11 protein-coding genes are annotated in these 13,082 nt (G+C 73.9%); 3 read left to right on the top strand and 8 right to left on the bottom strand.

The annotated features are described in order from the left end of the window. Positions 1–25 precede the first annotated feature (25 nt). From ACFUEL_RS22375 to ACFUEL_RS22345, 7 genes are all read right to left on the bottom strand, one after another. Complete coding sequence (locus ACFUEL_RS22375; RefSeq protein ID WP_380238305.1) at positions 26–1,216, bottom strand: amidohydrolase family protein; 1,191 nt, start codon at positions 1,214–1,216, stop codon at positions 26–28. A gap of 157 nt (positions 1,217–1,373) precedes the next feature. Then, complete coding sequence (locus tag ACFUEL_RS22370) at positions 1,374–2,003, bottom strand: GntR family transcriptional regulator (protein ID WP_380238303.1); 630 nt, start codon at positions 2,001–2,003, stop codon at positions 1,374–1,376. A gap of 147 nt (positions 2,004–2,150) precedes the next feature. After that, a complete protein-coding gene (locus ACFUEL_RS22365) occupies positions 2,151–3,248 on the bottom strand; it encodes an amidohydrolase family protein (protein ID WP_380238301.1) in 1,098 nt (365 codons plus the stop codon). After that, complete coding sequence (locus ACFUEL_RS22360) at positions 3,245–4,912, bottom strand: FAD-dependent monooxygenase (protein ID WP_380238299.1); 1,668 nt, start codon at positions 4,910–4,912, stop codon at positions 3,245–3,247. The genes ACFUEL_RS22365 and ACFUEL_RS22360 overlap by 4 nt, the downstream gene beginning before the upstream one ends. Beyond that, positions 4,912–5,820 (bottom strand): alpha/beta fold hydrolase, encoded by a 909-nt coding sequence (locus ACFUEL_RS22355; RefSeq protein ID WP_380238297.1) that lies wholly within the window; start codon positions 5,818–5,820, stop codon positions 4,912–4,914. The genes ACFUEL_RS22360 and ACFUEL_RS22355 overlap by 1 nt, the downstream gene beginning before the upstream one ends. Positions 5,821–5,948: 128 nt before the next feature. After that, the gene (locus ACFUEL_RS22350) at positions 5,949–7,409 is read right to left on the bottom strand and encodes an aldehyde dehydrogenase family protein (protein WP_380238295.1); all 1,461 of its coding nucleotides are present in this window, start codon (positions 7,407–7,409) and stop codon (positions 5,949–5,951) included. 44 nt (positions 7,410–7,453) lie between these two features. Continuing rightward, on the bottom strand, positions 7,454–8,416 hold the full coding sequence (locus tag ACFUEL_RS22345; protein ID WP_380238293.1) for an amidohydrolase family protein: 963 nt from the start codon (positions 8,414–8,416) through the stop codon (positions 7,454–7,456). A gap of 102 nt (positions 8,417–8,518) precedes the next feature. On the opposite strand from ACFUEL_RS22345, the gene ACFUEL_RS22340 reads away from it, so the two are divergent. Continuing rightward, the gene (locus ACFUEL_RS22340; RefSeq protein ID WP_380238291.1) at positions 8,519–10,132 is read left to right on the top strand and encodes a bifunctional 3-(3-hydroxy-phenyl)propionate/3-hydroxycinnamic acid hydroxylase; all 1,614 of its coding nucleotides are present in this window, start codon (positions 8,519–8,521) and stop codon (positions 10,130–10,132) included. 58 nt (positions 10,133–10,190) lie between these two features. Then, the gene (locus ACFUEL_RS22335; RefSeq protein ID WP_380238289.1) at positions 10,191–11,009 is read left to right on the top strand and encodes an IclR family transcriptional regulator; all 819 of its coding nucleotides are present in this window, start codon (positions 10,191–10,193) and stop codon (positions 11,007–11,009) included. A 513-nt stretch (positions 11,010–11,522) separates the two neighbouring features. Here the strand turns inward: ACFUEL_RS22335 and ACFUEL_RS22330 are convergent. Further along, positions 11,523–12,461 carry a pirin family protein gene (locus ACFUEL_RS22330; RefSeq protein WP_380238287.1) on the bottom strand — a complete coding sequence of 313 codons (939 nt, stop codon included), beginning with the start codon at positions 12,459–12,461 and terminating at the stop codon, positions 11,523–11,525. A 120-nt stretch (positions 12,462–12,581) separates the two neighbouring features. Here ACFUEL_RS22330 and ACFUEL_RS22325 point away from each other — a divergent pair, with 120 nt between their 5' ends. Beyond that, the gene (locus tag ACFUEL_RS22325; protein WP_380238285.1) at positions 12,582–13,067 is read left to right on the top strand and encodes a carboxymuconolactone decarboxylase family protein; all 486 of its coding nucleotides are present in this window, start codon (positions 12,582–12,584) and stop codon (positions 13,065–13,067) included. Positions 13,068–13,082 lie beyond the last annotated feature (15 nt).

Genomic DNA, 13,082 nt, shown 5'->3' with positions numbered 1-13,082 from the left:
GCGCCGGCCCCGCACCGCCGGCCGGTCAGCCGGCGGGCAGGTACTCCGCGCCGCCGATCCAGATGCGCCGGATCGCGCGGGTCGCGGTGATGTCGGCGAGCGGGTCGCCGTCGACCAGCACGAGGTCGGCCCGGTACCCCGGCAGGATGCTGCCCCGGTCCCGCAGGCCGAAGGACTGGGCGGGCAGCACGGTCGCGGCCCGCAGGGCCTCGGCGTTGGTGAGGCCCGCCCGCACCAGCAGCTCCAGTTCGTGGTGCAGGCTGGTGCCGAACGCCGGCTGCACCGGGATGCCCGGGGTGTGGTTGGCGTCCGTGCCCGCCAGGATGCGGGCACCGGCCCGGTGCAGGGCCGCGACGCTGCCCTCGGCGGCCGCGTAGTCCAGGCCGGGGATCCCCAGGCCGGCGAAGCCCTCCATCATCGTCAGCGTGGGGGTGGTGGTGGTCCCGGTGACGGCGCACCGCGCCGCCGCGGCGGCGGACAGCGGGACGTCGAGGGGGACGTGCTGGATGATGTCGACGCCGGCGTCCAGGGCCCGTTCGGCCGTGGCCGCGGTCGTGGCGTGGGCCATGACGAGCCGGCCGGAGAGGTGCGCCGCCACCGTCACGGCCCTGACGGTCTCCGGGCTCAGCCCCGGTTCGTCCACGATGACCTTGATGTAGTCGGACCCCTCGGCGATCCGGGCCCGGACGAACCCGGCCGCCTGGTCCGGTCCGGTCAGCACCGCGTTCGCCGGGAAGCCCGGTATCCCGCTCTGCGGGCTGCCCGGTGCGACCCCCGGGGTGCCCGCGCTGCGGATGTCGGTCAGACCCGGCTGGTTGCGCAGCGAGGCGACGAGGGCGGGCGGGAAGCAGGCCATGTCCAGGCCGGTCGTCACGCCCGAGGCCGCCAGCTGGTGGAGGGTGCCGAGGTCCTGGAGGTGGAGGTGCGCGTCGATCAGTCCGGGCAGCAGGACGGCCCCGCCGCAGTCGATCTGCCGGGCACCGAGGGCGCTGACGCCGATGCGCCCGTGGTCGATCACCACGGTGCGCGGCGCGGTCAGCCGGCTGCCGTCGAAGACCCGGGCGTTGGTCAGCGCGATCCGGTCACCGGAGTCGACGGTGCGGCCCTGCGCGTGCGCGGGGGCGGCCGACGCCAGCGCCTGCACGCCCGCGACGGCGATCCCGCTCGCCGCGGCCGTCCTGAGGAAGCCGCGCCGGTTGGTGTGGCTGATACACATCGTGGTGCCTTTCTGCCGGGTGGGTGCGGAAAGTGCGGTGTTCGTTCCTCGAGCGCGCCGGTATATGTGATAACAGCAGCGCTCTGGCTGTGCTTCGGAGCTGTTCGCGCAACGCCGTGGGAGACGGCCCGTCCGTCCCGCCGGGAGCGGGACGGGGTCAGGACAGGGCCGAGAAGGCGATCTTCTCGTTGCGGGCGAGGTGCTGTTCGACGGCCGCGGCGACCGTGTCGGGGTCGCGGGTGCGGAAGGCCGCCAGGAGGTCCGCGTGGGCCTTGCCCCGTCGTTCGTGCTCGGCGGGATCGGGGTCCAACCGGCCGAAGCCGATGCGGATGTAGCGTTCCCCCGCGCGCCACAGGGTGGTCAGGACCCGGATGTCCCAGGTGGTCGCGGCCGGGGCCAGCAGGGCGAGGTGGAAGGCGTGGTGGTCGTCGTAGATGTCCGCCATGCCGTGCTCCCGCGCCCCGAACTCGGAAGCCCGGGACTCCAGCAGCTCCAGCTCCCGGTCCGTCAGGAGCACGCACGAGCGCCGGGCGATCTCCGGCTCCAGGGCGCGCCGGAGGCGGTAGATGCCGCGCAGGTCGTCGAGGTCGAGCGGGGCGATGACCAGGCTGCGCCCCGGCCGCATGATGACCAGGCCCTCGCTCTCCAGGCTGCGCAGCGCCTCGCGGACGGGGATGAAGCTGATGTCGAGCATGCCGGCCAGCTCGCGCAGCGAGTACTCGGCGCCGGGGGCGAGGCTGCCGGCCAGGATCGCCCGCCGCAACTCCTCGGTGGCCTGCTCCACCACGGACCGTGACGTGATGGGCTGGACGGTCCCCCGGGGTGTCGCCACGGTGCTTCCCTCGCCTCGGCCGCCGATAGTCGATATCAACTATAGCTATGTGCCGGGAGGGGCCCGCGCGCGCGGGGGCACCCCTTCCCGGGTCCGCGGCGGTCACAGTTTCAGCAGCCGTTCGGCGTTGCGGTGGGCGATCTTCTCCCGCTGGTCGCGGGTCAGGGGTGCGTGGCGCAGGAAGCCGACGGCCTGCTCGCTCTTCTCGAAGGGGTAGTCGATGGCGAAGAGCACGTTGTCGATGCCCACCACCTCGATGGCGGCCCGGAGCATGGTGTCGTCCATGACCCCCGAGGTGGTGACGGCGATGTTCCTTCCGAAGTACTCGGAGGGCTTCCGCTTCAGCGGGACGCGGGTGTTGATGTTGCGGACCTGGACGTCGAGGCGGGAGGTGTGGAAGGGCAGGAACTCGCCCATGTGCCCCACGATGAGCCTGGCTCCCGGGAAGTCGTCGAAGACGCCGCCGAGAACGACCCGCAGGGCGTGCCCGCCGGTCTCGGCGGCCCAGCTGTAGAAGGGGCCCACGAGTTCCGGGCGGTCCTTCAGCAGGCCCCAGTCGCCGGCCGGCGCCGGAGTGGGGTGGAGGTAGAGGGCGGCGCCCAGTTCCTCCAGGGCGGCCCACACCGGTCGGAACTGCGGTTCGTCCAGGTAGTGGCCGTTGGTGTGGCCGTTGACCAGGAAGCCGGCCATCTTGAGGTCGTGCACCGCGCGCCGGGCCTCCCGCACGGCCGCCTGCGGGTCCTGCAGGGGCAGCGCGGCCAGGCCGCCGAACCGGGTCGGGTGGGCGTCGACGATGCGGGCGAGCGCGTCGTTGGCGACCTGCGCGTCCCGGACGGCGACGGCCGCGTCGGGCTGCATCTGCACCCCGGGCGGGGTGAGGGAGAGGACCTGCATGGTGACGCCGTTCGCGTCCATGTCGGCGAGCCGGTACTCGGTGACGTCCGGGAGCCGCTTGAACCACTCCGCGGTGACCTCGGGCTTGAACGGGATCGCCCCGCCCAGTGCCGTGCCCTGGGTGACGAGGCCCGGCAGCATGACGGCCTCCTCGATCGCGATGATCTTCAACCGGCCGTGCGGGTCGGCTCCGCCGCCGTGCGCCTGGGCGGTGCCGGGGCTCGCCAGGACGGAGGCGCCGGCGAGCGCGGCCGCGCCCGCCGCGGTGTTCAGGGCCTGGCGTCTGGTCCAGTGGGAGGTGCTCATGGGTGCTGTTCCCTTTCCGGGAGATGGGTGTCCGTCGGCGCGGGCGCCCCGCTCGGGCGCGCGCGGCCGCTCAGGGTGTCGACGAGGGCGAGCACGTCCTCGGGGGCCCGGTCCCCGGACCAGCCGACCACCTGGTCCGGGCGGACCAGGACGAGGCGGGCCTCCGGCGGTCCGGCGTGGCCGCCGGGCGCGGGGTCCGGCAGGCGCACCACGGTGAGCGGCACGCCGCGCAGGCGGGCGGCCTCCGCGACGGCCGCCCCCGGTTCGCCGGGTCCGCGGACGAGCAGCGTCAGACCGTCCCCGAGCAGGTCGTACAGGGAGCGGCCGTCCGCGAGGAAGGCGTGCGGCAGCCGGGCGCCCGTCCACCCGGCGTCCTGCCCCCGGTCCTGCTGCGGGGGCAGGACCGGGGAGGAGGCGATGCGGAGTCCGAGGACCAGGTCGAGCGAGTGGAACTCCGCCTTCTTGGTCTCCTGGATCCGTGCCCCCGCTGCCAGCCGGGCTGCCGCGCCGGCCTCGTCGTCGGCGTCGAGGTTGTCGGCGAGCAGTTCGGTGGAGAGCACCCGCATGTTGGCGGTCGCCTCCTCGATGACGCGTTCCTGGACGGGACGGCGCTCCTCCTCGTAGCTGTCGAGGAGGGCCGCCCCGCCCCAGCCGGCCAGCACGGCCGCGAGTTTCCAGCCCAGGTCGACCGCGTCCCCGATGCCGGTGTTCAGCCCGTGGCCGCCGAAGGGCGGGTTGAGGTGCGCGGCGTCGCCGGCGAGGAACACCCGGCCGCGGCGCATCCGGTCGACGATCTGCATCCGGGCGGTCCACGGGTCGGTGGAGAGGACCTCGGCGTGCACCGGCCGGCCCGCCACCGCGTCGACGACCCGCCGCGCCTCGCGCTCCCCGGTCGCCCGGTCCACGCCGAAGGCGATCGCCCACCAGGTGTCCGTCCGGTCCAGCGGCCCGACCAGCGCGGGGGCGGTCGGGTTGACGACCCAGTACTGCACGGCCGGCCCGTGCCGCACGTGCTCCCACAGGCCGGGGCTCTCGAAGACCATGCCGAAGTTCGGGCGCAGGGCCTCCCCGCCCAGGTAGCGGGAGCCGATCGCCTCCCGCACGGTGCTGCGGGGGCCGTCGCAGCCGATCACGTAGTCGGCCGTGACGACGCACCGCCGCCCGGAGCCATCCTCGACCGTCACGGACACCAGGTCGTCGTCCTGGTCCACGCCGACGACCTTCGCGCCCAGGACCAGCCGCCCCGGGGCGAGTTCCGCCACCTCCTCGCGGAGCACCTCCTCCAGGAGGTACTGCGGCGCCTGCTGGCCGGTCTCGGGGAAGCGCCCGCCCTCCGGTACGAGCCCGAGCACGTCCGTGAAGCGGGAGAGCTCCCGGCCGGACAGCGAGGTGCAGAAGACGACGTCCCGGGCCCAGGACGCGGCCAGCGGCGCGCGCTTCCGGAGCCGGTCGGCCAGGCCCCAGCGGCGCAGGTGCTCCATCGTGCGCACGTTGAGCGTCTTGCAGCGGGGACGGGCCCGGGAGACGGCGGCCCGCGGTTCGACGACCAGGAGGTCGACGCCGCGGCGGCCGAGTTCCACCGCCGCCGCCAGGCCGACCGGTCCGCCGCCCGCGACGAGCACCTGCACGTGCCGCGGCAGGGCCCGGTGGTCGGCGGAGGTCATCAGGCCCCGCCCTCGGAGGCCGGCCGGGTGGCGGCCCAGTGGGCGCACTCCTCGGCGAACGCGAGCTGCCGCAGGTGCAGGGCGCGGCCGAGCGTGTGGTGGTCGATGCAGTGGCCGGTGCCGCGGGCGACGCCCGCCTCGACGAACGGGGCCGCCGTGAACATCGCGGCGAACCCGGCCACGTTCTCCGGCCCGCTGCTCCACAGGGCGTCGAACTCGGCGAGCGCGTTGTGCACGGGGACGCGGACCCGGGGCGCGAGGGCGGGCAGGTGTTCCTTCGGCCACCGCGGCGCCTGCACCAACTCCATTACCGGCACCGGCGCGTAGGACTCGTGCGCCTGCCGCAGCCCTTCCTCCCCGTAGGTGTGGGCGGGCCCGAACATCACCTTGTCCCGCTCCTCGTAGGGCAGGTCCACGGTCAGGTCCGCAGGGAGGGAGCCGAGGGCCTCGGCGGCGCCGCCGCTCGGGATGACGGCCCCCATGCCGGTCGCCGAGACGCCGATCAGGGGCAGGTCGTCGGCGGACGCGGCGATCATCAGGGCGATCATGCCGCCGATCGAGTGGCCCACCAGGAACACGCTGTCGGCACCCAGTCGGGCGGCCGCCTGCGCCACGGCGGCGCCGAGCAGTTCCGCGTGCCGGGCGAAGGTGTTGGCGTCCGGCGCGAGAGGAGTGCTGTCGCCGTAGCCGGGGCGGTCGAAGGCCACCACCTGGTGGCCGTGCGCGGCGGCGAGGTCGACGAAGGACCCGCCGGGGGTGCCCGCGACGTCGAAGTACCGCGCCGTGTACGTGCCGCCGTGGAGGGCGGCGATCAGCGGTTTTCCGGTGGGGACGGCGGGACCGGCGGTGAACGCCGCGATCCGGTGTCCGTCGACCTCGAGGGTCAGAAGGTCGCGCTGTCTGGCCATCTGTGGCCTCCTTGCCAGGGGATGGTTTCCGGGGCGCCGCCCGGGCCCTGCGACCCTAGGCGCTATATGTGATAACAGCAAGGGATCGGACGGCCCGCGGAGCGCAGGACGCTCCGTGGGCCGGTCCGTCAGCCACTGTGCGGTGCGTAGTCCTGGGTGATCTGCTTGTACTCCAGGAAGTCCTCGACGGAGGCCGTGCCGCCCAGCCGGCCGACGCCGCTGGACTTGAAGCCGCCCTCCTCGAACTCGACGGTCAGGTTCGCCCAGCTGTTGACGGAGACCAGCCCCGCGTCGAGCTGCCGCGCCACGCGCAGCGGCCGGTCGGCGTCGCGGCTCCAGACGCAGGCGCTGAGGCCGTACTCGGTGTCGTTGGCGAGCGCGACGGCTTCCGCCTCCGTGTCGAAGACCTGGACCGTCTGCACCGGGCCGAAGGTCTCCTCCTGGACGATCGCCAGCGAGGAGTCGGGCACCGTGAGGAGGGTGGGGTGGTAGAAGGCGCCGCCCGCGAGCTCGGGGCGCGTGCTCGGGCCGCCGCGGACGACCGGCACGGCGCCGGCCGCGATCGCCGCCTCCACGGCGGCGTCGACCCGGGCCACCGACGCCTTGTCGATCAGGGGGCCGATCTGGCTGTCCGGGTCGGCCGCCGGGCCGGGGCGCACGGCCTCCAGCCGCCGGGCCAGGGCGGCGGTGAACTCGTCGGCGATCTCCCGCTGGAGCAGGACCCGGCTGCCCGTCATGCAGAACTGCCCGGCGAACACGGTGCACGACTGCACGGCGGTGGCGAGCGCGGCGTCCAGGTCGGCGTCGGCGAAGACCAGGTGGGGCGTCTTGCCGCCCAGCTCCAGGCCCACCCGCTTGAAGCGGGCCGCGGCCGCCTGCGCGACGAGCCGCCCGGTGGCGGTGCTGCCGGTGAAGCTGATCACCGGCACCCGGGGGGACTCCACCAGCAGGCGCGCGACGTCGGAACCGGATTCGACGACCACGTTCACCGCGCCCCGGGGCAGTTCGGGGACGGAGGCGAGGATCTCGCTCATCAGCGCCGCCGTCCGGGCCGCCTGCCCCGGCATCTTCACCACCGCGGTGCAGCCGGCCGCCAGGGCCGGGGCCAGGGCGCGGATGCAGAGGTAGGCGGGGGAGTTCCACGGCACCACGATCCCGGCGACGCCCACGGGCTGCCGGATCGTCATGGCCTGTCGGCCGGGGTGGGTGTCGGTGACCCGGCCGTGCGGCTGGACGGCCAGGCCCGCCGCGAAGCGCAGGGCGCGGAGGATGAAGTGCGCCTCGAAGCCGGCCTCGTGCCGGAGCTTGCCGTTCTCCCGGCACAGGGTGTCGACCACCTCGGGCATGCGCTTGTCGTACGCGTCGGCGAGGTGGCTCAGGGCGGTGGCCCGCAGCATCGGGTCCAGGCGCCAGGTGCCCTCGGTGAAGGCGCGGGCCGCCGCGTCGACGGCGCGCCGCCCCTCCTCGGCGCCGCTGTCCGCGTACCGGCCGATCGTCTCGCCGGTGGCCGGGTCGATGCTCTCGGACGTCCGGGCGGAGTCGACCCACTCGCCGTCGATCCAGTGCCGTGCGGTGTTCTCCATGGTCATGCCGGTGGCTCCTTGCTGGTGGGTGGTGGGGGAGCGGGGGCGGGTCAGAGGCCGAGCAGGCGCTCCGCGTTCAGGTGCGCGATCTTGGCCCGATCCTCCTCGTCGATCGGGGCCGACTCCAGGAAGGCGGTGGCCTCCGCCATCTCCTCGAAGGGGTGGTCGGTGCCGAAGAGGACGTGGTCGGAGCCCAGGGCGAGCAGCGCGCACAGCAGCGGCGGGGTCGAGCAGACGCCGCTGGTCGTGACGTACAGGTTGTGCCGCAGGTACTCCGAGGGGTTGCCGCGGGCGAGCTCGATCCCGTGGTGGTTGTGGTACGCCCAGCGCGAGTCCAGCCGCCACAGCACGTAGGGCAGTCCCTCGCCCATGTGCCCCAGCAGCACCTTGGCCTCCGGGAAGTCGTCGAAGACGCCGCCGAACACCAGGCGCAGGAAGTGGGTCGCGGTCTCCGACCCCCAGCTCCACATCGGCCCCACGAGCTCGGGGTGGCCCTGGATGACGTGGGGGGTGCCGACGCCGTTGGCGGGGTGCAGGTAGAGCGGCACGCCGAGGGCCTCGGCGCGCTCCCACACCACGCGCAGCTCGGGGTGGTCGAGGTACCGGCCCCGGGTGTGGGCGTTCACCAGGGCGCCGCGCAGGCCCAGCTCGGACACCGAGCGCTCCAGTTCCCGCGCGGCCGCCTGCGGGTCCTGCAGCGGCAGGGCGGCGAATCCGGCGAACCGGTCGGGGTGGTCCGCCACGACACCGGCGAGCAGGTCGTTCACCGCCGCCGCCCGGGCGACCGCGGTCGCGTTGTCCACCTCGGCCTGGATGCCGGGGGAGTTGAGGGACAGCACCTGCACGTCGAGCCCCGCCGCGTCCATCTCGGCCAGGCGCTTCCCGGTGATGTCGAGCAGCCGCCGGGACGCCTCCCGCCACTTCTCCGGCTGGATGATCGAGGCCGACGAGGCCCCGTAGTCCGCCAGTTCCGGCGTGACGAAGTGCTCCTCAAGGCCGATGGTGCGCATCATGGTTCCTCGTATTTCACTTATATGCATTGACTTCATCGATGGTGAAACGTACGTTCCGTCCGTGTCAACCCTCTGGAAGGTTCGAGAACTTGGAGGTGCCCGATGACGGGTGCGAACGGCGCTACCGGTGGTCGGTTCCCGGACGGGAGCACGGCGGACGTGGTCGTGGTGGGGTACGGGCCGGTGGGCATGGTGACCGCGGCCCTGCTGGGGAGGGCGGGCCACCGGGTCGTGGTCCTGGAGCGGTACGCGGGCCTGTACAACCTGCCGCGGGCGGCCAGCTTCGACGACGAGACGATGCGGACCCTCGCGGGCCTCGGCATCGCGCGGGACCTGCTGCCCAAGGTGCGGGTGCAGCCCACCTACGAGTGGCGCAACGGCCGGGGCGACCTGCTGCTGGAGCAGCACTTCGCCGAGGCCGGCCGCAGCGGCTGGCCGGAGTGGAACATGATGTACCAGCCGGACCTCGAGGAGGCGCTGGACGCCGCGTGCCGGTCGATGCCCCACGTGGAGGTGCGGCACTCCAGTGCCGTCGTCGCACTGGAGCAGACCGCCGAGGGCGTCGTGCTCACCGTCGACGGCGCCGAGGGGCGCCGGACGGTCACCGCCCGCTACGTGGTGGGCTGCGACGGGGGCAACAGCTTCGTGCGGTCGGCCCTCGGCGTGGGGCTCTTCGACTACGGCTTCTCCGAGCCGTGGATGGTGTGCGACTTCCGCTTCCGCAGGCCGACCCCGGTGCCGCCCGCGCTGCAGCTCGGCGACCCGCTGGGCCCGACCTCGGTCATCTCGCTGGGCCCCGCGCACCACCGGTTCAGCTTCATGCTCGACTCGGCGGACGACTTCGAGACCGAACGCGACCCGCAGCGCGTCTGGAAGCGGGTGGCGCGCCACCTCACCCCCGACGACGCCGACCTCATCCGGGTCGCCACGTACACCTTCCGCTCCCTCATCGCGGACGACTGGCGACGCGGGCGCGTCCTGCTCGCCGGTGACGCGGCGCACCAGATGCCCCCCTTCCTCGGCCAGGGCATGTGCTCGGGCTTCCGCGACGCGCAGAACCTCGCCTTCAAGCTGGACCTCGTCCTGCGCGGGACCGCACCGGAGGACCTCCTCGACACCTACCAGGCGGAACGCGAACCGCACGTGCGCGCGGTGACCGAGCGGGGCATCGAACTCGGCCGCCTCCAGACCCTGCGGGACCCGGAGCGCGCCGCGGAACGCGACCGGGTGCTGCTGGAACGCCGGGCGCGGTCGGCGGCGCCCGAGGCCGTGCGCCTGCCGGGTCTGGTCGACGGCCTGTTCTCCCGCGAACGAACCGCCGGCCGGGGGCAGTTGTCGGTCCAGGGCCTGGTGGACGACGGCACCCGCCGCGACCGCCTGGACCAGGTCGTGGGCGGCGGCTTCCACCTGCTGGTCGATGCCGGAGCCCTGGAGGCCCTGGAACGCTCCGGCCGGCTCGACGAGTTGGCCCGGGCGGGCGTGCGGGTCGTCGCCCCCGGCGAGCGGGCCGCCGCGCACCCGAAGGCGGCCGTCGTCCACGACGTGCACGGCACCTACCGCCGCTGGTTCGCCGAACTGGACTGCGCGGCGGTGGCGGTCCGCCCCGACTTCTACGTCTTCGGCACCGCGGCCGTCCCCGACACCGTGGACGGCCTCGCCGGCGAACTCCTGGTCGCGGCGGGGGGCGGTGCGGACGGGCCCGGGGCGACGAGCTGACGTCCGGTACCCGCCGCCGCACGGGGGACGCTGACGGGCCGTTCACTATGATCCCGCTGTGAGTACTCAGCCTCCCCCCGACTCCGGCGCCGGCGACGAATCCCCGGCGCGACAGGGCATCCAGTCCGTCGAACTGGCGATGACCGTCCTGCGGGCCCTGGAGGAGGGCCGGGGCCCGATGAGCCTGACCCAGACGGCCGCGGCCGCCGGCATGCAGCCCAGCAAGGCCCACCGCTACCTGGTCAGCCTCACCCGGGTCGGCCTCGTCGCCCAGTCGCCCAGCTCCGGCCACTACGACCTGGGGCCGGCCATGCGGCGCCTGGGCGTCGAGTCGCTGCGCAGGATGGACGAGGTGGCGCTGGTCAGCGAACACCTGCCGGGGCTGCGGGACCGTACCTCGCACGCCGTCAACCTGGCGGTGTGGGGCGACCACGGCCCCGTGGTCGTGCGCTGGGAGTACGGCGCCCACGCGCTGCCGATCACGGTCCGGGTCGGTGCCACCATGCCGCTGCTGAACTCGGCGATGGGCGGGGTGTTCCTCGCGCACCTGCCCGAGCAGCTGACCGGCTCGGTGCTGCGCGGCCAGCTGGAGGCGGAAGCACTGGACGAGGCCGTCCGGGACCGCGTCGACCGGATCAGGGAGGAGGTGCTGCGCACGGGAGTGGCCACCACCGTCGGGGGCGTCATCCCCGGCGTCACCTCCCTGGCCGCCCCCGTGTTCACCGCGGGCGAGTCCTTCCCCCTCGTCGTCACCCTGGTGATGCCCGCGCGCGGCCTCACGGAGCACGACACGGCCCGCCTCTCGGCGGAACTGCTGAGCTCGACCCGGGCGATGTCCGAAGTACTGGGACACCCGGTGGACCCGCACCGCCCGTAGGACGTCCGTGCCCGTTCCTCCCCGGGTCCGGGCCCTCCCGGTCCGCGCCGACCTGCTGGGCGGCCCGGTTCGGGCGGCCGCTGCCGATGAGGACGAAGGAGGTGGCGGAGGCCAGGGTGAGGATGCCTGCCGCCCACCCGCGGTACACCGCACCCCTGCCGGCGTGCGCACGGGCCGCCACCAGGTCGATCCAGGGCGAAGTCCGGGTGTCTTCGCCGCAGGCTCGATCGCCCGTACGCCCGTCGAGCCGGTCTTCCCGTACGTCTGCCACCTGGAGTGATCCTGCTCCGTAGGAAGACGACGGGTGGTCAGTAAAGTCAGCAAAAGGTCGGCATTCATCCACCCGAACCCTGCAGAACACGCCTGTGGACGGGAAGCGGCAGGCCGGCCGAGACTGCCCTTGAAGCCCTTGCCGGCGACGTTCGTCAGTGCGGGAGCCCCTGTCGGAGGCGATCGTGGAGCGGCCGTCCCGCTCTGGTGAACGCGACCGCCCCGACCATGGGTTTCCGCAGCTCAGCCGCGGTTCCCGCGCGCCTTGAGGGCGACGTTCGGCAGCTCCGGCGCGGGCAGCCGCTCGCCCGGGTAGCCCTGTACTTCGCCGAACCGGTCCCCCTGCTCCCAAGCCAGCCGTGCTTGCACGATCTCCTCGCCGGTGCGGCCGATGAAGTTCCACCACATGACGATCTCCTCGCCGAAGGGCGGCCCGCCGAGCAGGACCAGGCGGGCCGGGGCGGCGGAGGTGTTGGTGAGGGTGAGGGCGGTGCGGCCGGGCGGGAGGTGGCCGAGGTCGGCGGGGTGCAGCGGGGTGCCGGCGAAGAGGACGTCGCCCCGGTCGACGAGGAGGCCGTGTTCGAAGGCGGGGTCGACGTCCAGGGTGGTGGTGGCCCCGGCGGGGAGGGTGAGTTCGGCGCCGAGCAGGGGGGTGAAGGTGGGGACGGGGGAGGTGTCGCCGGCCAGGGTGCCGAGGAAGACCCGGGCCTCGCCGCCGCCGGGCAGCGGGACGGGGGCGGGGACGTGGTGGTGGAAGTCGCGGGCGGTGTGCCGGTGGGCGTCGGGGAGGGCGACCCAGAGCTGGACGCCGTGCAGGACGGTGGTGGCGGCGGTGGAGGTCTCGGAGTGCGCGATGCCCCGGCCGGCCGTCATCAGGTTGAGCTCGCCGGGGCGGACGAAGGCGTGCACGCCGAGGCTGTCGCGGTGCTCGATCTCGCCGCTGAACAGCCAGCTGACGGTCTGCAGGCCGATGTGCGGGTGCGGGGCGACGTCCATGCCGCCGGTGCCGGCGACGTCGTCGGGGCCGTAGTGGTCGACGAAGCACCAGGCGCCGATCAGGGTGCGCCCGCGCTGCGGGAGGGTGCGCCGGACGGTCATGGCGCGCGGGCCGCCGAGCGGGACGTCGCGCGGGGGCAGGACCTCGGCCGGGCCGTTCTCGGTGGTGCTCAGCGGGGTGTTCAACGGGGTGCTCCCTCCCGTGCCGCCGCGGACCGGCGCACGCGTCCAGTAGATCGTTTCATCTTCAACTATCATGGAACGCAGCGTCCGACAAACACCAGTGCGCAGCGGAGGAGAGTCCAGGTGTCCGAGGTGACCGAGACGGCGGCCCCGACGGGGCGGGTCTACGTCGACAAGCAGACCCCGCAGGCGTTCCGCGCCATGCTGGGCACCGCCGAGGCCGTCCGGCAGGCGGCCGCCGACGCCGGGCTCGACCGGAGGCTGGTCGAACTGGTCAACCTGCGGGTCTCGCAGCTCAACGGCTGCGCCTACTGCCTGGACGTGCACACCAGGGCCGCGCTCAAGGAGGGCGAGGGCACGCAGCGGCTCGGCGTGCTGGCCGCCTGGCGGGATGCCGCCGTGTTCGACGCCCGCGAGCGCGCCGCCCTCGCGCTGGCCGAGGCGACCACCCACCCGTCCGACGCGGCCCTCCAGGAAGCGGCGTACGCGCAGGCCAGGCAGGTGTTCGACGACCGGCAGATCTCGGCGGTGATCTGGGTGGCGATCGCCATCAACGCGTTCAACCGGGTGTCGATCCTGAGCAAGCACCCCGTCCGCCCGGTCGGCTGACGCTCCGTCAGAGCG

Source organism: Kitasatospora sp. NPDC057198, assembly GCF_042670125.1.
GTDB lineage: Bacteria > Actinomycetota > Actinomycetes > Streptomycetales > Streptomycetaceae > Kitasatospora.
Note: the sequence above shows the minus strand (reverse complement) of the source record. Positions and strands in the feature narration are given on the sequence as shown.